Below are 22,705 nucleotides of genomic sequence, written 5' to 3' on the forward strand. Positions count from 1 at the left end.
GAAATCGCCATACAGGTGGAGGTTTCAAACTACCTTAAGGTGCTGTGGACAAAAGCCATGGTATTGAGCGCTAAGGAAAAGGCAGTGAAAAACTGTCAAGTGCGTATTAAGGAGATGAATGACCAAGTGAACCACTGACGAAAATTTCGAAAGCGTAGAGACCCCATCAAAACCAGGGGGTAGTCGTTAACTTGGGATAAGTCTGGGGGAAACCTGTTTACTGCCCAGACGGTGGGCGGCATAAAGGTGACATGAACTTAATACAGGCGTCTGTACGGAACGTGGGAACCCAAGGGCTGATGTTAAGGGAGTATATCAAGCGGAAGAACCGTAAGATAAGAGTACCAATGCAGTCATGGGGGCAGATTGGGGTGTAGTAGTGAGGAAGGGTCTATAGCTTAGACAAAACGTTATGTGAGTAAACTTGCATAAGATAATTTCCGGAAGTGCGATTTCATCGCACAGGAATATTTAGAATTGGAAGAGGAAAAGTATAGAAAAATAATTAGTAAAAAAACTATAGATATGATAGAAAAATAACAAACCGATTATTGACATTGCTTAGAATTGGAAGTAAAATATATATTACCTAGGAAATAATAAACAGTTCATGAACTTACATTAAGTTGTTTAGAATTCTGTTTTGGGGATTTTAAACAAAAGTGTTATATAGAAAGGAGAAATAAAAATGTTTCAAAAAGTGAATGCGGCAACTACAGAAGCAAAAAAGGAATCATGGCAGCCGTGTATGTGGTGTGATGCACCAAATGATACATGTGCAAATTTAGGATGTGTCTTCTGCGATGGTAATAAAGATGATATTATCTAAGTAAAGAAATGTAATGCGAAGCTAAGACTATTTGACCTAGGTAAAAAGGTCAAATAGTCTTTATTCATATAATATAATAAATTGTTTGAAAATTTTTGAGAGGAATAGATTTGCGATAATCGGAATTTGAATTATGATTAAGAGAAATATTGAAAATGAAGTATTAACGTATCAAGTATATCAAATTTTTAATGAAAGTGGACAATTATATTTGTTTGACGCTGGGAATGCAGCAATTTATAAAATTGATGAACTGGTTTTGAAACTTCTCGATCAAGAAGGAGAAAAGGTTCAAACAGCCTATGAAAACTTGAAAAATTATATAACCAGAGAACAGTTTGATGAGCTAATTGATAATTTTAAAGAAAGTGGATTTTTAATCGAAAATAATAAGAATAATAAAAAAGCATCAACTATAAAAGGATTAACTTTAATGTTGGTTCAGGCATGTAATTTAGCATGTAAATATTGTTTTGGCTCAGAAGGAGAGTATGCTGATCGTGGGAAAATGAGTGAAAAAATAGCATTAGATGCGATTGATTATTTAATCAAAGCATCTGGAAATGAAAGAAATCTATATGTGACTTTTTTTGGCGGAGAGCCTTTATTATGTTTTGATGTGATAAAAAAAGTTGTGGCATATTGTAAAGAACGTGAAAAAGCTACAGGAAAAAATTTTTTCTATAATATGACAACAAATGGAACGTTATTGAATGAAGAAATTAATAAATTTATTATTCAAAATAAAATAGGAACCATGATTAGTATAGATGGAAATAAAAAACAGCATAATGCAAATAGATTTGATAAAATGGGAAATGGAAGTTATGATGAGGTGATGGATAAAACCGATGCTTTAAGAAAAATGGGATATTTGTCCGCAAGAGCAACAATAACAGCGACTAATATTAATCTAGAGTCTGTTTTTGAACACTTAAATGTAGAAGGTTTTTCAAATGTACCAATGGCACCAGCTTACAATTTAATGTCAAACGAAGATTTTGAAAGATATGTAGTTGAATTAGAAAAGTTGTGTAATTATTTTGAAGAGTTATTAAAACGAGATATAAATAAGGCTAAGAGAATTAAGGTTCTATGGAAAGCATTTAAGAGAATACATGGTGGTGGGTGTCAAAATACAGCATGTGGTGCAGGTATAAATGGTGTAGCAGTTGACATTCATGGAAATTTGTTTCCATGCCATCGTTTTGTATCAAACAAAGAATATATTTTGGGGAATATATATGAGAGTGAAGATGAGAGAAAACAGTTTATAGAAGAATGTGATATTGATAATCATGAAAAATGTAATAAATGCTATTTAAGGCTTTTGTGTAGTGGCGGTTGTCCATATGAGAATTATATAGAGACTGGTAATATTAGAAATATTTATGAAAGGCAGTGTATTGAGTGTAAAACTATATATTCAGAACTAATTCATATTTATTTAAGGCTAAGTGAAAAGCAAAAAGAAAGCATTTTTATTTAAAGACAAAGGGATGATTTTTGTATGGATATATTAAATGTGAGTGGAGTAAGTAAATGTTATGGAAAAGGAAAAGCCTCAGTACAAGCTCTAAAAAATATTAGTTTTACTGTAGAAAAAGGTAAATTTATTGGAATAATGGGTGCATCTGGATCTGGAAAATCAACACTATTAAACTTGATTTCTACTATAGATTATGCAACGGAAGGAAATATTATAATAAATGATACTAACATAACGAAATTAAATATTAAAAAAGCTGATAAATTTAGACGTGAGAAATTAGGATTTATTTTTCAGGATTTTAGATTATTGGATTCTTTGATGATTTCAGAAAATATAGGAATGCCGTTAGTTATTCAAAAAAGAAAAAGGGATGAAATAGAGAAAAAAGTAAATGAAATTATGAGAATTTTGGACATTGGAAGGTTGGCAGAAAAATATCCTTATCAGATTTCTGGTGGAGAAAAACAAAGAACAGCTTGTGCAAGAGCGATTATTTCGGAACCGGAATTAATATTGGCAGATGAACCAACGGGGGCTTTGGACTCCAATAATGCACGAAATATTATGATATTATTAAAGAAAATAAATATTGAATTAGGGGCAACCATTTTAATGGTGACACATGATCCTATGAGTGCAAGTTATTGTGATAAAGTAATCTTCTTGAAAGATGGGAGAATTACTAACATGTTAAATAGAGAAATAAGTGATAATAACATTTTTTATGAAAAAATTGTAAAATGTAATTCAAAACTACAACATGTAATTTGTCAGGAGAAAGAAGATGTACAAAATTGAATGGTATAAATTAAGGAGTAGTATTAAATCTAATATTATTTATTTTGTAACGTTGGTTATTTGTATTGCTCTGTTTTATGGATTTATATCCCTGGGAGATCCTTACAATCCGTTGGTCCAAGGAAATGAAAAATACGATTTTTCAATGTATGCACCAATGATTCGATATTGCATATATGTTGTTTCAATATCTTTATTTATATTAGTAAGTTACGTCAATTTATATATGTTTAAAGAAAAATTAAAAGATATTTCTGTACTAATTACATTAGGAATGAAGCGGAGCAAAATTGCAATATGGTATTCAGAAGAAATGCTTACCGTTAGTATAGTGGCATTTGTCATAGGTATTTTTGGTGGAATCATATGTTCTTATGTTATTAATGGTGTTCTATCTTTGATTGCATATAAAAATATAGTTGATAATCGTTTGTTCTATGTACAATCATTTGTTGAAACGTGTATATTTTTTGCAGTTATATATTGTGGAATTACCTTTATCAACGTTATAAAAGTTTTAAAGAAAAGTCCTTTAGAATTGTTAAATAATCATAAAGTAATAGATAGTAAAAGAAACTCTAAATTTAGAATAGTAAGTGAAATTATTGTCTTACTTGTTAGCTATATTTTTATTGCATATAATTTAAAAGTCTATTTTTCATTAGGGAGAAATTATCAGGGGAATATTCCTGATTATGAGAGTAATAAATTTCAAGTAGCAATATTTGCAGCAATTATACTTGCGATCTTTTTAACAATAAAAATAATTGCCTATTTATTAATTGCTATTACGAAGAAAAAAATCTTGCGATATGGTGAAAGCATGTTTATCGTGGGAAAGTTAGCATTTAGAATGAGAAGTAATGTTAGGAATATGTTTTTGGTCACAATAGTATTAACGCTATCTTTGTGTGGTTTTTCATTAATTCCTATTTTGGCAGAGTTTTCTAAAGAGTATATGGAACAACGTATGGTATTTGACGTTAATATTCCATTTAATTATGATAATATAGAAAGACAAGAAGATATACCTGATATAGATTATCAGTTTGCTAAGGAAATTTTGGAAGAAAATGATCTTTCTGTTAAAGATGAATGCATATTAGAAGAATACTTTGTATGGGAAAAAGATTTTTCTGGGCCTTCAGGAAGAAAAAATAAGTATGATATGCCGAGATTAGCTATTAGTATTAGTGACTATAACAAATTGAGGGAAATGGCAGAATTAGAAAAGATTGAATTGGAAAAGGATGAATTTATTTATCAAGTAAAAAATGATGTGGATATAAGCCAATTTGAAGATGCATTAAAGTTGGAACGTTCACTTAAGGTGGGAAATAGTAGATTGAAGCCATCTAAAGAGAAATTTGTAATAGCGGAGAATCTAGGAGATTATATATATAATACGAATACTGATGATTTATTGGTTTTCCCAGATGAAGTTTGTGCTGAGTTGAAATTGGCAAAAAAAAGTTATTTTGCTAATTTGCGAGGTGATGGAAGATATCAAGATTGCAAAAATTCCGAAAAAGAGATATATACGACATTTAGACAAACATATTCTTATCTTTATACTCAATATGGAGAGAATGGAAATAAGGCTATTGATTTTATTGGACCTATGCGCTTTATTAGTATTGAAGAAAACGATATATCATTCATGGTGATAGTTACTAAAATGTTAGGAATTTATATAGGAATTATTTTTATGGTTATCTGTATGGCTATGGTATCTATAAAGAATATAATAGAATGTAGCTCTGACATTGATAATTATCAATTAATGAAGCAGATTGGGATGTCATCAAAAAGCATAAAATATTTAAATTTGAAAGAAAATTTATTTTTCTATTTTGTACCTTATTTTATCAGTATTTTCAATTTCTATATAATACAAAAAACGTTCTTTATGCGTTTTGGGAAAAGAGTAAACGTATATTTTCAAGGGAACGGATATGTAAACGGAATAATGGTTCCATTTCTGGCAGTAAGTATTATATTACTGATTTATATAATTGTTGCACAAATTATCAATTTTAACAAAATTGATGATAGTTTAAAAAGAAGCTATTTGCAAAGGGAGTAGATGTGGGAGATTTTATACAACTAATAAATAAAATGAAAATATCATTAAAACAATTTATTTTTAGCTATTTAAAGTGTTTGCTGTGGGCTTGTGCATATACTATTGTTGCTTTGATTTTTCCAAGTATGGTAGGAATGATTATAGATAATGGCATTGCTTTAAATGATTTTTCGAAAGTTATAAAAGAGTCAATGGGGTTACTGGTGCTGGGTGGATTGATGATCCTTTTTCAATATTTGCAGAAATTAAGTTTTGCAAGTTTATCACAGGAAATCATTATTGATATAAAAAAAACTTTAATTCAGAAAATCTCACGAACTAACTACCTTTTTTGGAAACAGCATAAGTCTGGAGATGTCTATACCGTAATAGAAAAAGATGTCAATCAATTAGAAAATTTACTGCTATCAATTTTTAGCAATGGAATTACAAATGTTTTTGTTGTTTTAAGTGTATCTATATATATGATTTATATAAATATGTTTATCGGAGTTGTAGTAATTTTATTGGCATTCTTGTTTGCAACATTTCAAAGAAGAATTGGAAATGTCGCAAAAAGAGGAATGACCAAATTGAGAGAAACAGTGGGGAATATTTCAATACATACTAACAATATAGTAAATAATGTTCTACCTATTAAAATGCTGGGGATTTCAAAGGATATTATTGATGATTATTGTAGGAATTTACGGGATTATAAAAAACAATATATAAAGCAAGTCTTAATTTTAAATCATGTGCAATCGACAGGAATGGCTTTTACTGCAATAGGACTATTTATTATTATGATTTTTGGGGCGATGGAAGTTTTACAAAATAGATTATCTATAGGATTTTTGTTTAGTTTAACTATGTATTTACAAAGGCTTTATAATCCTATTATAGGATTGGGGAATGTTTATGTTTCTTTGCAGAGTTTTAGTCCTATAGTTAGTAAATTGCTTGAAATACTTAATAATACAAATGAAATTGCTGACGGAAAATACACTCCTAAAACACATTTATCTGGAAACATCTTGATTAATAATGTTAAGTTTAAATATAGTGATGGAGCAAACTATATTTTAGATGATTTTTCTTTAAGTATAAGATCAGGAGAAAAAATAGGAATTGTAGGAAAAAATGGTACAGGAAAGACTTCACTATTACGTTTGTTTGCACGAGTGTGTAAAGCGGAGTCGGGTAGTATTTTGTTAGATGATGTTGAAATAAGTAATTATTGTGAGCATTTTTTAGAAGAAGAAATAGGGTTTATGTTACAAGAAAATTATTTACCGGATTGGACATTAGAAGATTTTTTTGGTAAAAATAATGTTGAAAATGCGGAAAAGATGATGAACGATTTGGGTATACCACTTAGGAAATTTTCCAAAGGAATGAATAGTAGGATTGGTGAGAATAAAATTTCTTTATCTGGTGGAGAACTACAAAAGCTTGCTTTTATTAAGCTACTTTTAGAACAAAAACAAATTTATATTTTTGATGAGCCAACTTCAGCCTTGGACTTGGAGAGTGAAGAAAAGATGATAACTATGCTTCGGAAATATTTGAAAAATAGAACGTGTATCATCATTACTCATAGAAAAGCAATCTTAAATATATGTGATAAAATTATAGAGTTTAAATAGCAGAAATAACTTCATTGGTTTTATGCAGCTCTACAGTGATTTTCGGAGCACCATAGTTCTGCTTAGAATCATCATAAATATCCTGTATTTTGGCTTTTACAGTTTCACGACGTATTTCTGTATCAGAAGGTACGTGGTGGAGCCATGCATGATATCCTGAACGAGAGATACCTAAAAATTTCAACATTCCGGAGACGGAAACCCGGCGTCCAGCCTTCTTGGCAGCTTCCGTCTTCTCAGAAACTTCGAGAAAAATGGCTTCTGTCATTTTCCTAGAATGTTGATGGCTTTTTTATACATCAAGCGAATCTTGGGCGTTACGTAATTCACACCTGAGACGAGCGATTTCTTTCTGTTCATCAGAAGCATAATTACCGGAACCACGAACAGAGATATTGCCAGATTCCCGGAAATCTTTCAGTCACTTTGTTAAAGTGCTGTATCCGATTCCGAGATTTTCCGCACATCCACGTACACCTAAATCCTTATGATCTTCGTAGTACTGGATTGCATCAAGTTTAAACTGTTTGTCATGTTGTCTTGCCATATGAGATCCTCCTTCAGCATGTCTCTATTGTACCATGCTTATGTGTATTTTGGGATTTCTCATTTTGGCTTGTACTATTTATATTCTAACATCAGGGTATTAGTTTTGAACGATATAAATAGAGCGAGGGTGTTGCAAAAGAGCGACACCTTGTAAACGCTCAATTAGGCGCTTACGGTGTATATATAGTTATATACGCCCTCTACTTTTTGGATGGCAATATTTTATTTTATATGAAAAACATTGTTTCTGTATTCCGGAACTCAGATGGTGGGAGTCCCGTTTGCTTTTTGAACAGTCTGCTGAAATATAGTGGGTTATCATACCCCAACAATTGACGCAACTTCAGCAACAGAATACGTGGTGGTTCGGAGCAGTGTCTTTGCATTTGTAATCCGTAGATTTAATATATACTGCATGGGAGTTACACCGTTGTAGCGTTTAAAGCTGCGGATAAACCAGCTCGTACTAAGGTGTTTGTCCATGGCGTATTGTTCAATGGAGATTTCTTCTGTAAAATGTTCATTAAAATACTGTGTGGCTTCTTCCATTTCTTTTTGCAGCATCCGGTTCTGGGAAGAGATGCCGATAGGAGCCGACCGGCTGATGAGAAGGAACATTTCCCTGAGCAGAAGAGATAAGTATTCTTCATAATGAGGACGAGTAAGTTGGAGTTCTTGAATCATTTTTCGGAAAATCTGATGATATTCCGTAGAGTTTCCAGTCTGGATAATCTGCCCAGATTCAAACAAATGGTATTCTCTTAAAATATTCTTTACATTATTACCGGTAAAATGAACCCAGTAAACTTCTGTCTGGTCTGTCCCATAATAAACATATCTTTGCATTTCACGTGGCTTGTACAAAATCATATGTCCGGCCTCTATAATCTCTTCCTTGCCATTTAAAAAGAAATGACCTTTCCCTGCAGCAATATAAAGCAATTGATAGTCAATCCTTCCCCGGGGGCGATACGTGGGAAGCTTGGGCTGGTGGATCAGCCGATATGTCCCACAGCTTCCAACTACTAATGGTTTGCTCTTATCTTTAAAATCCAATAATGAATTATGCAGATAGCCAGAATTGATATACATGATGCATCTCGCACCTCCTTTAATAAGCAGGCTTTTGTTAAAGATAGTGTATCATTTCGTGTATATTTTGTCCAATAGAGTTTATGGATGGAATAGGAAAAAAGGAGTAAAATAGGCAGTGTAACAGGGAAATAAGGGAAAAGCAAAGAGGAGAGTTTTAAATGAAGAAAACAATTTTGGTATGGGCAACCGTTATGGCTGCCGGTATGTTGGCACTGTCTGGATGTGGGAAGAAAGAAACCGGACAGGCAGGAGAATATACAAACCTGGCAGATAAAGAGTCCAGAAAATCCGTTGTGGGAGAACTGGAGGCATGCGGTGTAACAAAAGAACAGACTGCCACATTGGAAAAATGGGCAGAGGATTATCACGAGATCACTGCTAAGTCATACTCATATCCAAAAGGATTTACGGCTTTGCCGGAAAGCGGGATGGATTACAGCTCCATTCTGATGGATGATTCTGCTGAGTCCTATTCGTATCTGCAGGCATCAAACTGTCGTCTGACCGCTTTTAATCTGATCAAGAACCAGTTGACAACAGCAGGAACCGGGAATGATACGGACTTGTGGCTGATGTTTGATATTGAGGCTATTGATACCATGCCGGAATATCAGTTGACCAAAGAGGAACGGGCAGGTTTTCTGACACTTTTTAACCAGGTGTCTGTGGAAGGAACCAAAACTTTAGAAGAGCATGAGGAAAAAATCCAGGAGGCATGGAATGAACGGGATATTCAGATCAGTGGGGATAAGCTTTCTCTGATCAGTGTGTATCTGCACGCACCGGAGGATCAGGCACGTTTTGTAGGGCATACAGGTGTTCTGGCAGAAACAAAAGAAGGTCTGCTTTTTGTGGAAAAGTATAGTGCCCTTGCCCCTTTCCAGGCAACGTATTTTAAGGATCGGGCAGAACTAAAAGACTATCTGCTGGCAAGACCGGATTTGTATGGAGATGAAACAGAACTAGATCCCATTGTTATGGAAAATAGAACGGTAATGAAATAAAAAAACAAACAGGTGAACATAAGACCGATATATCTGGAACATTTCAGGTATGCCGGTCTTTTATTTTTGTACTCAACCGGTGAGGGTTTTAGTAATTGTATCATTTCGTGCATGTTTTGTCCAATAGAGTTTATGGACGAATCATGTAAAAAGAGCGTAAAATAAGGATAAAACAAAGGAAAAATCATAAAAATAAAGGGGGAAAATATTGTGATCGTGCCAAGACATTACGAAGACTTAAAAATAATGCATGAAAACACCATGCCTTGCAGAGCTTATTATATACCGGCTTCCCATGAGATGGGAGCACTGGTAGAGAACCGTTTTTCTTCAGACCGGGTGATCTGTCTGAACGGGACATGGCAGTTTCAGTATTTTGAGAGCATCTATGATTTACAGGAAAAATTTTATGAACAGGTATATGACTGCAGCAACTTTACACAGGTAGAGGTGCCAGGAGTATGGCAGAATTATGGGTATGACAGCCATCAGTATACCAACGTGAGATATCCGATTCCTCTTGATCCACCGTATGTGCCACAGGAAAATCCATGCGGAGCTTATATTAGGAAGTTTATGTACCAGAAGCAGGAAAAGGCTCCGAAGGCATATTTGAATTTTGAAGGTGTGGATTCCTGTTTTTATGTCTGGGTAAATGGAACGTATGTGGGCTATAGCCAGGTTTCCCATGCCACAAGTGAATTTGATGTGACGAATGTTTTGACAGATGGAGAAAATACCTTAGCGGTACTGGTTCTGAAATGGTGTGATGGGACTTATCTGGAAGACCAGGATAAATTCCGCATGAGTGGGATTTTCCGGGATGTATATCTTCTGAACCGTCCGGAAAACGTGGTCTATGACTACTTTACAACTACCGAAATCCAGGAGGAACAGGCAGTCATTACAGTACAGGCCAGTTACCGGGGAAAGGCAGTGCCAACAAAATTTACTTTGTATGATGCAGAACATAGGGAGGTTGCTTCTCAGGTATTTCAGGAAAATACAGGTACTGCATATACGCATAAAACAGTATTTGTTGTAAAAGAACCAAATCTATGGAACCCAGAACAGCCGTATTTATATACCCTGGTTTTAGAAACAGAAGGGGAAGTGATCACAGACCGGATTGGAATCCGGGAAATCAGTGTAAAAGATGCTGTTCTCTATATAAATGGAACTGCCATCAAATTCAAAGGCGTGAACCGTCATGACTCCGATCCGGTGACGGGGTTTGTGATCGGGCTGGAACAGATGAAAAAGGATCTGCAGATGATGAAGGAGAGTAACTTCAATGCCGTCCGAAGCAGTCATTATCCCAATGTGCCTTATTTTTATCAGCTTTGTGATGAATATGGATTTTTTGTGATTGCAGAGGCGGATAATGAAAGTCATGGAACCCAATCCCAGTATTTAAAAGATTCCAGCTGGGAAAATGTAAGCCGAAGATGGAATGAACGAATCTCGGATAATCCGGAATTTATCCCGGCGACTCTGGATCGTACAAGACTTTGTGTGCACAGGGAGAAGAACCGCCCTTGTATTGTAATTTGGTCCATGGGAAATGAATGTGGTTATGGCTGTACTTTTGAGGAAGCTTTAAAATGGACAAAAGGGTTTGATCCTACAAGGCTTACCTGTTATGAAAGTTCTTTTTATCGCAGCGACAGAAGAAAATATGATTACAGTAACATTGATATTTTCAGCCGGATGTATCCTTCCCTGGAAGAAATTCAGGAATATGTGGACAAAAAGCCGGACAAACCCTTCCTTCTGATTGAATATTGTCATGCCATGGGAAACGGACCGGGAGATTTAGAAGACTATTTTCAAATGATTTATCAATATGATGTACTCTGCGGTGGCTTTGTATGGGAATGGTGCGATCATGCAGTATATCAGGGGCAGGCAGCAAATGGAAAGGAAAAGTACCTTTATGGAGGTGACTTTGGAGAAGAAGTCCATGATGGGAATTTCTGTATGGACGGACTGGTATATCCGGACAGAACACCCCATACAGGGCTTTTGGAATACCAGAATGTGTACCGTCCGGCAAGAGTGATGTCTTTCTGCCAGAAAACAGGGGAGCTGTGTCTGGAAAACTATATGAACTATGTGGATTTAAAGGATTATATCGATTTGGTATACGAAGTGAACTGTGACGGAAAGCTATTGGAGAAGAAACCGTTGACTTTGCAGGATTCTGTATGGCCTCATCAGAGAGGAACCATTTTGTTGGATATTACTGTTCCAGATTGCGGAAAATGTTATTTAAAAGTATCTTACCATTTAAAACATAGAACCAGCCTTATGGCACAAGGGAGTATGATGGGATTTGACGAAATCCTTTTGGAAAATCGGGATGGAAGAAACCAACAGACAATCGCCTTATTGGAAAACCAGGAACAGAAAGAAGCAGAGGCACAAGTTTCTGAAACAGATCGTTTTCTTTCCATCCGGTCAGATACATTCTTCTATGTTTACAATAAACTTTCGGGTTTATTTGAACAATTAAGCATAGATGGGGAGGAACTTCTGGAAACTCCTATGGAACTAAATATCTGGAGAGCACCTACGGATAATGACCGAAAGATCAAGCAAGAATGGATGGATGCCGGATATGACCGGAGTAAAGCCAGAGCCTATGACGTTCAATGGAAACGAGAGGGGAAATGTGTCAGAATTTACAGCACCATGTCTGTAGCGGCAGTAGCACTTCAGAGAGTTCTGGATATAAAAGCTGTCTGGGAAATTTCTAACAGGGGAGCAATTTCAGTAAAAATGCAGGTGAAAAAGAATATGGAATTTCCGCAGCTTCCTAGATTTGGTATCCGTCTGTTTCTGAAAGAGGAATATGAAAATCTGAAATATTATGGATTGGGGCCACATGAAAGTTATCGAGATAAATGTAAGTCCTGCAGTCATGGGCTGTATGATGCAACAGTGGAAGAGCAGCATGAAGATTATATCCGTCCGCAGGAAAATGGAAGTCATACAGATTGTGATTATGTGATGATAGAAAAAGAAAACCAGACTGTTATAGCAGTGTCACCCAAACCATTTTCATTTAATGTGTCCTATTATACACAGGAAGAGCTGGCCAGGAAGGCACATAATTATGAATTGGAGAAATCAGGGAACACCATTGTCTGCCTGGATTATGCACAGAATGGGATTGGTTCCAACAGTTGTGGTCCTGAACTAAGGGATGAATACCAGGTGGATGAGGAAACTTTTGTTTTTGAGATAAAGCTTTTATTCAGGAAGGAAGAGTAGAAATACATGAATGAGAAAAAATATTTAAAATGGTATAACAAGGTAGGATATGGTTCCGGGGACATTGCTGGAAATGTAGTTTACGCATTTCTATCTTCTTTTGTCATGATTTATCTTACCAATACAGTAGGATTAAATCCCGGAATTATTGGAACTCTGATTGCCGTATCCAAGTTGTTTGATGGAATTACGGATGTTTTCTTTGGAACTCTGATTGATAAGACAAAGAGTAAAATGGGAAAAGCAAGACCCTGGATGCTCTATGGCTATATCGGATGTACCGTAACTTTAGTCGCTATTTTTGCCATACCTACAACTATGGGGGAATTTGCACAGTATGCCTGGTTTTTTATTGCGTATACGCTGTTAAATGCAGTATTTTATACAGCGAATAATATTGCGTATTCTGCACTGACAGCCCTGGTAACAAAGAATAGTAAGGAACGTGTACAGATGGGGTCTTACCGCTTCATTTTTGCTTTTTCTACCAGTCTGTTGATTCAGTCTTTAACCATTGGATTTGTAGAATGGATGGGCGGCGGAGCAGCTGGATGGAGGACCGTTGCGATTATCTATGCAGTAATCGGATTGATTGTTAATACGATTTCTGTACTTTCTGTAAAGGAATTACCGGAAGAAGAGTTAAATGATGGGAAAGAAGCCGGAACCGAAGAAAGGTATTCTCTGATTGATGCCGGAAAACTGTTATTTACAAATAAGTATTATGTTATGATCTGTGCTACGTATATTTTACAGCAGATTTATACAGCGATGCTGAATATGGGGATTTACTATATGACGTATATCCTTTTCAATGAGAAACTTTATGGTGTGTTTTCCTGGTCCATTAATATTCCTCTGATTATTGCATTGCTCATTACACCGATGCTGGTGGAAAAGTGGAGAGGAATGTATAAATTAAATCTTACAGGATATGTGATCGGAACGATTGGAAGAGCTCTGGTTGTAGTAGCCGGTTATCTAGGAAGTGTGCCATTGATGCTTTTATTTACCGGTATTGCAGCTTTTGGTATGGGACCATGGCAGGGGGATATGAATGCAGTCATTGCTTCCTGTTCCGAATATACTTACTTGACAAAGCATAAGAGAGTAGATGGAACCATGTATTCTTGTACCTCTCTTGGTATTAAGCTGGGCGGTGGAATTGGAATTGCCATTACCGGCTGGCTTCTGGATCTTAGTGGCTTTGACGGCACACTGGCTGTACAGTCTGATTCCTGTATCCAGATGCTGCAGATCATGTATTTATGGATTCCGGTAGTAATCACACTTATCATTACCATTATTATGGCAAAGATGAATGTAGAGAAGGCAAATGAAAAACTTTTACAGGAAAAGTCTATGAAAGACGGTATGCATGATTGAAGTAAACCGCATAAAAATTCATGACTTCCTGTAAGTAATTCATCAGTTTTTTCATTCTGGTTTTCCTCCTTTCCTGATTTCTGAGTTTATTATATCGGATGGGCAGAAAATCTGCGTGCCAAATCAAAAAGAAATGTAGCCAATTCTTGAGAGGGGGAGGAAACATCATGCAGCCGTCTTACGAAGAGAAAAAAGAAAAGTTCAGTATGATAAGGAAAAAACCACATCATGTTCCCCCTCACCTTCACAATGCCATAGAACTGGTATATGTAACAAAGGGGGAGCTGGAACTTGGCATTGGATATGAGTTGTATCACATGGAAAAGGGGGATTTTGCTATTGTTTTTCCAGATTTGATTCATCATTATCAGGTGTTTTCAAAGGGAAAGAATGAGGTGTACCAGTTTTATGCTTCTTTGGAACTAAGTGGTCCGTTTATGGCACTTCTTCAGAAGAAATGTCCGGAAAATCCGGTGATTGCCAACGCAGATTTACATGGGGAAGTTAAAAACGCCCTGAGTTGTCTGATAAAAGATCAAAAAGTCAGTGAGGTTGTGGGGCAAGCTTATTTACAGATTATATTATACCGTTGCAGGGAAACATTCCGGTTCATAGAAAAAGACAGTGTGGGGAGTAATGATCTGATATATGCAGCGATGAGCTATCTGTTATCACATTTTCAGGAGGAACTTACACTTGGGAAAGTGGCATCAGCTCTGGGAACCAATAAGTTTGCCCTATCAAAAATCTTTTCAGGTATCTTTCATACAAATTTCAATCAATACTTAAATGAAATTCGTTTAAATTATGTGACCTCTTTGTTGGAAAATACGGATAGAAGGATTACAGATATTTTTCTGGAGGCAGGATTTGAGAGCCAAAGAACCTTTAACCGGGCATTTCAACTAAGGTATAATCAGACACCAAGTGAGTATCGGAAATCATGGTGGGAAAAATAGAGGATTCTTGTCTGCTAGATATTTAGATGAAAGACAGAGAAAGCTTTATTTTCTTGTACCGTTATGAATATAAAATATATACCAAAAATCGAAGCAGGTATTTCCATTTTATAAAAATGTATTAGATGAAGGTGCAAGTTATATTCTGCCAAATAAGAGATATGTATTGAAATCTTCTGAAGGAAAGGCTGTATGATAAAACTAATTTTGGGACAAAAGATGCTTCTTTTTATGAGAACATTTAGAGGTGAGTTAAAAAGTTCTATGAAAAGGCTTAAATTTAGAAATTGAAGATAGATATTTTAATAAAAAGATAAAGCACGAGAGTGGAAGTTGGGATGGGTTCTACTTTTGTGCTTTTTATTTTGCTTGATTTAGAAATACAGAAAGATTGGATTTTCGAAGAATTTGAATGGTGGGATTTTGATATAGAATGGAGTTAGAACGAAAAGATATTTGTGCCAAATATCTTATATCTTTTGCTGCAAAAGCAGTAATAACATTAAAACAAGTGAAAGTATATTTTAAAATGGATTTTTCAGAATGATATAAAAATTTGTGCGTATATATCTAAAAATATTGCACTATAAGAAGTTATCGACACAATACGCACGATAAAAGACCTATTATACCTAAAATATTGAAATTTCAATCAGAAAAGGTATTATATGTATAAAAGTTAGGGTATACAAAACAAAGGAGAAGACATTATGGGAGAAAATAATCAGATATTACAAGAGATGATAAAAGAATTACAAAAAAAGTTGCCAGATGGACGACCAATAGGAATTACTTTTTCTACTGAAGAAAAGAAATACTATTATGATACAGTGACTGGCAAGATAATTACCTGCGATGATTTGGCATATCAAATTGTAGAAAAAATTTTAGATGGTAAGGTTAATGAAATAGTGCAATTGTCAGAGTCAGAAAATCTTATTGAGAGTATAAGAAATATTATTAACGTTATTGAACATGAAAAAATTTTCGCTTTATCCAAATTCGAAAAAATGGTAGATTTTGGAGAATATGAAGATTTAATTCAGAACCAGTTGGAACAGCTCACATTAGAATTAACGGAAAAATGCAATTTGCGTTGTGGATATTGTATTTACAACGAAGCTTGTGAAAAGAACAGAGACTTTGGCGATAAGGATATGGATGAGGAAACGGCATTAAAAGCGATTGACTATGCAAAAACACATTCTGGAAAAACTGATACGTTGCATATTGGATATTATGGTGGAGAGCCATTGATAAACTATCCGGTTATGATAAAATCTATGCGCTATGCTTTGGAAACCATGAAAAATAGAAAACTTCACTTCGCTTTCACGACAAATGCTGTGTTACTTACAAAAGATAAATGTAAAGAATTGGCCGAAATTCCGAACCTGAGTGTTACTGTTAGCTTAGATGGACCTGAGAAATGGCATGATTTCTATAGAAGAAATATGCATGGAGATGGTAGTTTTCATCAGACGTTACAGGGAATAAAAAATTTAGTTGATGCTTTTGGATATGATAGAGCAAAAGAGAATATTTTGTTCAGTATGGTATATGCTCCTCCATATTCAGAAGAGAGATTAGAAGAAACACAGAAATTTTTTTGAGGAATTAAAATGGTTACCGTCAGAGTGTGTAAAATTTATTACATACCCAGATGAAGAAAGCATGGATACTATTTACAAATATTTGCAGAAAAATCAGTTACTTGAAGCTGCAAAGTGGGGGAACACAGAACTTGATTTTTCGTTAAGCGATTATAGTCATAAACATGAAAAACAGCCGGGAATGTTTACGGAGAAATTAATGACAGATTCTTATTTGCCAATACGTAAAAGGGCTATTTTTGATGTAGTCATGGACAGTATACGCATGAATGGTTGTTGTGTTCCAGGACAAAGAAAACTTTATGTTACAGTAAACGGTGAATTTAGAATATGTGAAAGAGTAGGAAATATTCCTACAATCGGAAATATAGAGAATGGCATTGATATTGACAAGGTGAAGAAAAATATATATTGATGGCTATAGAAATGAGTCAATGAAAAAATGTTCATCTTGCTGGTATGCAAGGATATGTTCAATTTGCTATTGTGGTTGTTATACAGGAGAGAAGTTTGATCTTGGTAAAAAAACAGAAATGTGTGAAGAAAGAAAGGCTAGTTGTTTGAGGAGTTTAAAGGCGTACTTTGAGGCATTGGAAAATGATATTCATGCGATGGATCATTTAGACAGTATAACAGTGAAATAGAAAATAGGGATTATTCAGGTGAAAATATATCAGCAGATACAAAATTCAAAAAATGCAGAATTTAACTTGGTAGTTTTTTGTGGCAGTAAAGACGAAAAGAGTGGTCAGATTGGAATATCACATTTATTAGAACACATGAATTTAGCTTTCGCAAAGCAGACAAGTCATTGGATAAATGTATCGGGCTATACAACATATGAGTATACACAATATTGCATTAAATGCAAAAACTCTTTGAGTGATGTAAAAAAAGTGATTGAGAAGCTGAAAAATATTATAGAAGGAAAGGAACTTTTGGAAAGCAATCTTAGCGGAGCCCAAAATGATGTAATAGAAGAGATATTGGAGCAAAGAGAAAATTCCTTTTTTTCCATGAGAAATCTTTTGCTTCCCAAAATACTGCCAGATAGTCTGAGAGAAAAAATGCCAGTAGGAAATATTTTTGATATAAAAAAAATCTCATACACAGATATAGTGAAATATCAAGAAGATAATTATTCTTTCGAGAATATAGCTGTTTTTTCTAAGTGTAAATATGACGTAGAGGAATTGTTTTTTGAAAATGATAAGATTAATTATAAAAATCAGTTAGAAAGTACATGCATCTTAATTCCTGATGTAAAGTTAAGTATTTGGTGGGATGTTGCACAATTGTATTATGAAGAGAATTTAAAAAAGAATATCATATATTTTTCTTTTAAAAATTCATTTGCGGATTTGCGTGAATTTATTTCACAAGAAGTGCAAAAAAACTATTTCTTTCTAAAGTTTGATTCCTATTTAACCAAATTAGTTGGAAATAATGTGGGTGCTACACTTTATGAAAACCAAATCGTAAAAGGAGTGTCAATTTATTCATATGAATTTGTGTGTGTCAATAAAGAATTTGATATTGATGAGATTACATTACTTGTGGAAACAGCATTAGAAGAAATATATAGTTTGGAATGTGACTTGGATATGCTAACATTGGAAAAATCGAAAGAAATAGTTTTTGAAAAATATCAGAATATGAATTTTGAAGATAAGGGAAAAATGGATTTCTTATATGGAATAAATACAGGACTTATCACAAGGAAATTTCTGAGTCAAATACCATTTAGTTTTTCTATTAAAAGTATTGTAGAAATGATTATGAAAAATGAAGGTATGTAATCTTGGATATTAACCAAGTTTTACATAAAAAACAAAATGAAAGGAGGACATTCATATGTTCATCGCAAATGAAGGTAAAAAGAATTTAGAGGCAAAGGCAAACTTTATTGATCCGCGCGGAGGATGTGGCTGTGCAACTTCATCTGTTAGATCAATGACAAGAGATTCTGTATGTACATGTGCATGTGGAAGTTCAGGGGTTCTGAACTCTGCAAAAACTGCTGGAAAAAATGTATAAGAAAGGAGAATGAAGTATGAAGATTGCAAATGAAGGTAAAAAAAATTTAGAGCCAAAAGCAAACTACATTGAACCAAGAGGATGTGGATGTAATCCAGGAAGCTTGCTTTCCAGTGCAAGGGACTATGGTTGTGCATGCGGTTGCACAACAAGTAGCAATTCATCATCTGCAAAAAATGTAGGTGTAAATCTGTAAACAGATAATAAACACGAAAATCCAGATGTGGGGTATGTGATATATACCCCACATTTTGGCATATAAGGATGTGTAAAATGAAAAACATAAGACAGATAGGAAAGTTTTTAAAAAATATATGTTATATAATAAAAATTGTGTTTCAGGCAGCACCAGGGATTACAACAAAAATGATTATATGCAATATTTTTTTGGGAATACTTGTTTCTTTTAATGTGTATATATGGAAATATTTTGTAGACACTGCTGTAATTTCATTGGAAAGTGGTAAAATAGGAGCACCGGCATTCTGGTTAATTTCTTTGGCTGTTTGTACGGGGGTTGTTAATTTGTTAACCAAACTTAGTACTTATTACAGAGAAATAGGGCAGGAATATATGAACTGCAAAGTGGCTAATATTATTATGGGAAAAATAGATGAACTGAATATGGAACATTTTGATAATCCTAAAGTTTATGATGCAGTTGAAAAAGTTAGTAATGAGTCTGTTGCTCGCTGTATTAGTATTATTGTGATGTTAGTTACATTGCTTAGATATTTGACTACTTTTATAGGAATTATAATTGTGATTATTTCTCTAAGTAATACTATTGCAGCATTAATGTGCATTACGATGATTCCTATTTTTTATGTGAGTATTAGTATTGCGCTGCGCCAATATAATATATACTCTGAAAGAGTTCAGAATGTAAGATTAGCAGATTATCTTAAAGAGATTAGTTTAAAATATGAAAATATCAAAGAATTAAAAATTTATAATGCAATTATTTTTTTAAAAAATAAAATAGTTTGCATTTATGAAAAATATATTGCTGAAGATAAAAAGTATAAGAAAAGATTTTTATATGAATTAACTGGAACAGATATATTGCAATACATTTTTTCAACAATTATCAAAATCTATACAGTTTTTAAAGTCATAACAGAAAAAGGCACTATAGGGGATTTGACAATGTATATCTCAGCATTAGATAGTCTTGAAAATTCAATAAGAACTATATTAGACTCAGTAGCTTCTTTGTATAGTGATAATCTTTACATAGATAATTTAGTAGAATTGGACAATATGAGAAGTGGAATGGAAGATACGGGAAAGAGAGAACTCAGCTCTGATTTTAAAACAATAGAATTTCAGAATGTATCATTTAAATATCCATACACTGATACTTATGTATTAAAAGATTTATCCATCAAGTTTGAAAATGGAAAAACATATGCATTGGTAGGTAGTAACGGTTCTGGAAAAACAACATTTATAAAATTACTCATGAGATTATATGATCCGCAAAAGGGAGAGATACTTATTGATGGTGTTAGCATAAAAGAATACTCACTTAAAAGTATATATAAAAATATTGGTGTGATATTCCAAGATTTTATTAAATATCCTTTAACCGCAAGAGAAAATATAGGTATAGGTAATGTGGAGGAAATGAATAAATTAAAAAATATAGAAAAAGCAGCAAAAGTATCCGGAGCTGATGATTTTATAGAAAAATTGAAAAACGGTTATGACACATTGCTTCAAAAGGAATGGGATAATGGAAGTGAATTATCGATTGGTCAATGGCAAAAAATAGCAATATCTCGGTCGGTTCTTAGAAACTCAGGAATATTAATTTTAGATGAACCCTCTTCAGCTCTTGATCCCAAATCAGAATATGAAATGTTTGAAAAAATGAAAATGTTAATGAGAGACAAAATGAGTATCATGATTACTCACAGATTTTCTAATGTAAGGATAGTCGATCAAATATTTGTTATGCAGGAGGGAAAAGTTGTTGAATTTGGTTCTCATGAAGATTTGATGTTAAAGAAAGGAATATATTATAATTTGTATAGTTTACAGGCGGATTATTATAAATAATTTTCAGAGATTTCATATACATTCCATATTTATATGATATGATAACACAAAAGGAGGAAAAAATATGGCAGAAATTTTAGTAGTAGAGGATGATAGAGATACAAATGAAGCCATATCTGAATATTTGTGTTCATTGGGCTATAATGTACGGAGTGCCTATGATGGTAAAGAGGCACTTCAAATTTTTTTCAATGTTGCAGTCGATTTAGTTGTACTAGATATTATGCTACCTGAGATAAATGGAATTTCTGTTTTGGCAAAAATAAGAGAGAAGAGTGATATTCCTATATTGATGTTGACAGCAGTTTGTGATGAGTATATGCAGATTATGAGCTTTGACGGTGACGCAGATGATTATATGACAAAACCGTTTTCTATGATTATTTTGGGGAAACGAGTTGCTGCACTTTTAAAAAGAAGGGTCAAACAAGAAGAAAGCAGCATTGTTTCTTTTGGGGAAACTACAATTGATTTTGATGCGTATACTGCATTTATTCATGGTCAAAAAATAGACATCACAGCAAAAGAATTAGAATTAGTGAAAATGCTGTTTGAATATCAAGGAAGAGTTTTGACACGGAAACAAATGGTGGATTGCTTATGGGGAATTGATGCACCGATTTTAGATCGGACAATAGATACTTATATTAAGAATATAAGAAAAAAATTGGGAATTCATACGATTACAACAGTAAAAGGTGTAGGATATCGTTTGGAAAGGAATATGTAGATATGAAGCGAATGGGTGTATTTCGAAAAACTTTTTTGTATTCATTTATTATGTTATGCTTTATGATTTTTATTGCACACGGAATTATGTGGTTTGTTTTGCCAATGGTATCTGTTCAACCAGGGGGAAATATGGAAGAAAGCAGTTTAATTGTGAGTGAATTGAACAATAATGTTGTAATGGAAGACATTGCTATGAAAGCACTACCCATTTCTATTTTGTTGTGTATTATAATTGCATCTGCATTTTCTTATATATGGGCGAAAGTTACTGTAAAACCAATAAAATATATTGTTGAAACAACAAAAAGAATGTCAGAATTAGAGCCTAATGTGAAGTGTGTGCTGCATACTGGTGATGAGTTCCAAGAGTTGTCGAGTAATATAAATAGTCTTTACACAGATTTGTTTATTACAATAAAAGAATTAAAAGAACAAATTCAGGAAGTAAAAAAAACAGAGCAATCGAAAACAGATTTTCTTTATGCGGCATCTCATGAATTAAAGACACCAATCTCTGCTTGCAACGCTATTATAGAAAATATGATTTTAAAAATTGGAAAATATCAGAATTATGAAAAATATCTTCCGACTTGTAAAAGTATGTTGGATGAAATGGCTACGATGATACGGGATATTTTAGATATGTCAAAACTTCAAAATACATCTGCTCAAATAGTGAAAAATAGAGTCAATATAAATCAACTTTTGGATGAAATCATAGTACCGTATAAAATTATAGCAAAAACGAAAGAGATAGATTTTATTGTTGATTTAGATGAAGAGATAGTTTCATTTACAAATGAATTATTATTAAAAAAAGCTATATCAAACATCTTGTCTAATGCAATCCTTTATACAGAGCAGCAGAAGAAGGTTGAGTTATCGCTGAAGAAAAACTGTATTATTGTTAGTAATGAGTGTGATGTATTAGATGAAAAAACATTACAACAAATATTTAGACCTTTTTTTAGAGTAGATACTAGTCGTTCTAGAGAATATGGTGGTAATGGACTGGGACTCTATATTGTAGATACGATACTATCTGCGTTGAATATTTCATATACGTTTTTACCGAACCCACAGAATACCTGCATGGAATTTAAAATCCATTTACCGATTTAAAATTTCATATTAATTCCATATTGGTTTTATATGAC

20 protein-coding genes and 1 pseudogene are annotated in these 22,705 nt (G+C 33.8%); 18 read left to right on the forward strand and 3 right to left on the reverse strand.

Annotation, left to right across the window (positions count from 1 at the left end; genetic code table 11):
- Positions 1-251: 251 nt before the first annotated feature.
- The 6 genes from DQQ01_RS16900 to DQQ01_RS07155 all read left to right on the forward strand — a co-directional run bounded on the left by DQQ01_RS16900 (position 252) and on the right by DQQ01_RS07155 (position 6,833).
- Positions 252-377, forward strand: a complete 126-nt coding sequence (locus tag DQQ01_RS16900) for a hypothetical protein (RefSeq protein WP_278278178.1) — start codon at positions 252-254, stop codon at positions 375-377.
- 311 nt (positions 378-688) lie between these two features.
- Complete coding sequence (locus DQQ01_RS16050) at positions 689-829, forward strand: hypothetical protein (RefSeq protein ID WP_199797988.1); 141 nt, start codon at positions 689-691, stop codon at positions 827-829.
- Positions 830-962: 133 nt separating this feature from the next.
- Positions 963-2,318: a PapB family radical SAM/SPASM ranthipeptide maturase gene (gene papB, locus DQQ01_RS07140; protein ID WP_111919461.1), complete on the forward strand. Its 1,356-nt coding sequence runs from the start codon at positions 963-965 to the stop codon at positions 2,316-2,318.
- 21 nt (positions 2,319-2,339) lie between these two features.
- The gene (locus DQQ01_RS07145; RefSeq protein ID WP_111919462.1) at positions 2,340-3,119 is read left to right on the forward strand and encodes an ABC transporter ATP-binding protein; all 780 of its coding nucleotides are present in this window, start codon (positions 2,340-2,342) and stop codon (positions 3,117-3,119) included.
- The gene (locus tag DQQ01_RS07150) at positions 3,106-5,205 is read left to right on the forward strand and encodes an FtsX-like permease family protein (RefSeq protein ID WP_111919463.1); all 2,100 of its coding nucleotides are present in this window, start codon (positions 3,106-3,108) and stop codon (positions 5,203-5,205) included. Before DQQ01_RS07145 ends, DQQ01_RS07150 begins: the two co-directional genes overlap by 14 nt.
- A 2-nt stretch (positions 5,206-5,207) precedes the next feature.
- Complete coding sequence (locus tag DQQ01_RS07155; protein ID WP_111919464.1) at positions 5,208-6,833, forward strand: ABC transporter ATP-binding protein; 1,626 nt, start codon at positions 5,208-5,210, stop codon at positions 6,831-6,833.
- On the opposite strand, the gene DQQ01_RS07160 is transcribed toward DQQ01_RS07155, so the two are convergent.
- The 3 genes and pseudogenes from DQQ01_RS07160 to DQQ01_RS07170 form a co-directional block, all read right to left on the reverse strand.
- Positions 6,826-7,101, reverse strand: coding sequence for an IS3 family transposase (locus DQQ01_RS07160; RefSeq protein ID WP_242980664.1), 276 nt, complete (start codon positions 7,099-7,101; stop codon positions 6,826-6,828). The genes DQQ01_RS07155 and DQQ01_RS07160 overlap by 8 nt on opposite strands.
- Positions 7,102-7,254: 153 nt before the next feature.
- On the reverse strand, positions 7,255-7,380 hold the full coding sequence (locus DQQ01_RS16440; RefSeq protein WP_242980666.1) for a helix-turn-helix domain-containing protein: 126 nt from the start codon (positions 7,378-7,380) through the stop codon (positions 7,255-7,257).
- 229 nt (positions 7,381-7,609) lie between these two features.
- A pseudogene (locus tag DQQ01_RS07170) lies at positions 7,610-8,474 on the reverse strand (helix-turn-helix domain-containing protein).
- A 161-nt stretch (positions 8,475-8,635) separates the two neighbouring features.
- Between DQQ01_RS07170 and DQQ01_RS07175 the strand changes: the two are divergent.
- The 12 genes from DQQ01_RS07175 to DQQ01_RS07230 all read left to right on the forward strand — a co-directional run bounded on the left by DQQ01_RS07175 (position 8,636) and on the right by DQQ01_RS07230 (position 22,670).
- Positions 8,636-9,481 (forward strand): DUF4300 family protein, encoded by an 846-nt coding sequence (locus DQQ01_RS07175; protein ID WP_111919465.1) that lies wholly within the window; start codon positions 8,636-8,638, stop codon positions 9,479-9,481.
- Positions 9,482-9,691: 210 nt separating this feature from the next.
- Entirely contained in the window at positions 9,692-12,757 is a 3,066-nt protein-coding gene (locus DQQ01_RS07180; protein ID WP_111919466.1) for a glycoside hydrolase family 2 TIM barrel-domain containing protein, read from the forward strand.
- 6 nt (positions 12,758-12,763) lie between these two features.
- Positions 12,764-14,143: an MFS transporter gene (locus tag DQQ01_RS07185; protein WP_111919467.1), complete on the forward strand. Its 1,380-nt coding sequence runs from the start codon at positions 12,764-12,766 to the stop codon at positions 14,141-14,143.
- Positions 14,144-14,310: 167 nt separating this feature from the next.
- A complete protein-coding gene (locus DQQ01_RS07190; protein ID WP_111919468.1) occupies positions 14,311-15,102 on the forward strand; it encodes a helix-turn-helix transcriptional regulator in 792 nt (263 codons plus the stop codon).
- 710 nt (positions 15,103-15,812) lie between these two features.
- The gene (locus DQQ01_RS07195; protein WP_111919469.1) at positions 15,813-16,715 is read left to right on the forward strand and encodes a radical SAM protein; all 903 of its coding nucleotides are present in this window, start codon (positions 15,813-15,815) and stop codon (positions 16,713-16,715) included.
- Between the two features lie 61 nt (positions 16,716-16,776).
- Positions 16,777-17,130, forward strand: a complete 354-nt coding sequence (locus tag DQQ01_RS07200) for a hypothetical protein (protein ID WP_111919470.1) — start codon at positions 16,777-16,779, stop codon at positions 17,128-17,130.
- A 247-nt stretch (positions 17,131-17,377) separates the two neighbouring features.
- Positions 17,378-18,514 (forward strand): insulinase family protein, encoded by a 1,137-nt coding sequence (locus DQQ01_RS07205; protein ID WP_162624261.1) that lies wholly within the window; start codon positions 17,378-17,380, stop codon positions 18,512-18,514.
- 55 nt (positions 18,515-18,569) lie between these two features.
- Positions 18,570-18,752, forward strand: coding sequence for a hypothetical protein (locus tag DQQ01_RS07210; RefSeq protein ID WP_101870836.1), 183 nt, complete (start codon positions 18,570-18,572; stop codon positions 18,750-18,752).
- Positions 18,753-18,768: 16 nt separating this feature from the next.
- The gene (locus DQQ01_RS07215; protein ID WP_101870837.1) at positions 18,769-18,948 is read left to right on the forward strand and encodes a hypothetical protein; all 180 of its coding nucleotides are present in this window, start codon (positions 18,769-18,771) and stop codon (positions 18,946-18,948) included.
- A 77-nt stretch (positions 18,949-19,025) separates the two neighbouring features.
- Positions 19,026-20,816 (forward strand): ABC transporter ATP-binding protein, encoded by a 1,791-nt coding sequence (locus tag DQQ01_RS07220; protein WP_162624262.1) that lies wholly within the window; start codon positions 19,026-19,028, stop codon positions 20,814-20,816.
- Between the two features lie 64 nt (positions 20,817-20,880).
- Positions 20,881-21,546 carry a response regulator transcription factor gene (locus DQQ01_RS07225; protein WP_111919473.1) on the forward strand — a complete coding sequence of 222 codons (666 nt, stop codon included), beginning with the start codon at positions 20,881-20,883 and terminating at the stop codon, positions 21,544-21,546.
- Between the two features lie 2 nt (positions 21,547-21,548).
- Entirely contained in the window at positions 21,549-22,670 is a 1,122-nt protein-coding gene (locus DQQ01_RS07230) for a sensor histidine kinase (RefSeq protein ID WP_111919474.1), read from the forward strand.
- Positions 22,671-22,705 lie beyond the last annotated feature (35 nt).

The sequence above is a fragment of the Blautia argi genome, assembly GCF_003287895.1.
Lineage (GTDB): Bacteria > Bacillota > Clostridia > Lachnospirales > Lachnospiraceae > Blautia > Blautia argi.

Bases quoted from the DNA above. Each gene is read 5' to 3' on its own strand.
- DQQ01_RS16900 (WP_278278178.1), top strand. From the start codon at position 252: ATGAACTTAATACAGGCGTCTGTACGGAACGTGGGAACCCAAGGGCTG.
- DQQ01_RS16050 (WP_199797988.1), top strand. From the start codon at position 689: ATGTTTCAAAAAGTGAATGCGGCAACTACAGAAGCAAAAAAGGAATCA.
- papB (WP_111919461.1), top strand. From the start codon at position 963: ATGATTAAGAGAAATATTGAAAATGAAGTATTAACGTATCAAGTATAT.
- DQQ01_RS07145 (WP_111919462.1), top strand. From the start codon at position 2,340: ATGGATATATTAAATGTGAGTGGAGTAAGTAAATGTTATGGAAAAGGA.
- DQQ01_RS07150 (WP_111919463.1), top strand. From the start codon at position 3,106: ATGTACAAAATTGAATGGTATAAATTAAGGAGTAGTATTAAATCTAAT.
- DQQ01_RS07160 (WP_242980664.1), bottom strand. From the start codon at position 7,101: ATGACAGAAGCCATTTTTCTCGAAGTTTCTGAGAAGACGGAAGCTGCC.
- DQQ01_RS16440 (WP_242980666.1), bottom strand. From the start codon at position 7,380: ATGGCAAGACAACATGACAAACAGTTTAAACTTGATGCAATCCAGTAC.
- DQQ01_RS07175 (WP_111919465.1), top strand. From the start codon at position 8,636: ATGAAGAAAACAATTTTGGTATGGGCAACCGTTATGGCTGCCGGTATG.
- DQQ01_RS07185 (WP_111919467.1), top strand. From the start codon at position 12,764: ATGAATGAGAAAAAATATTTAAAATGGTATAACAAGGTAGGATATGGT.
- DQQ01_RS07190 (WP_111919468.1), top strand. From the start codon at position 14,311: ATGCAGCCGTCTTACGAAGAGAAAAAAGAAAAGTTCAGTATGATAAGG.
- DQQ01_RS07195 (WP_111919469.1), top strand. From the start codon at position 15,813: ATGGGAGAAAATAATCAGATATTACAAGAGATGATAAAAGAATTACAA.
- DQQ01_RS07200 (WP_111919470.1), top strand. From the start codon at position 16,777: ATGGATACTATTTACAAATATTTGCAGAAAAATCAGTTACTTGAAGCT.
- DQQ01_RS07210 (WP_101870836.1), top strand. From the start codon at position 18,570: ATGTTCATCGCAAATGAAGGTAAAAAGAATTTAGAGGCAAAGGCAAAC.
- DQQ01_RS07215 (WP_101870837.1), top strand. From the start codon at position 18,769: ATGAAGATTGCAAATGAAGGTAAAAAAAATTTAGAGCCAAAAGCAAAC.
- DQQ01_RS07220 (WP_162624262.1), top strand. From the start codon at position 19,026: ATGAAAAACATAAGACAGATAGGAAAGTTTTTAAAAAATATATGTTAT.
- DQQ01_RS07225 (WP_111919473.1), top strand. From the start codon at position 20,881: ATGGCAGAAATTTTAGTAGTAGAGGATGATAGAGATACAAATGAAGCC.
- DQQ01_RS07230 (WP_111919474.1), top strand. From the start codon at position 21,549: ATGAAGCGAATGGGTGTATTTCGAAAAACTTTTTTGTATTCATTTATT.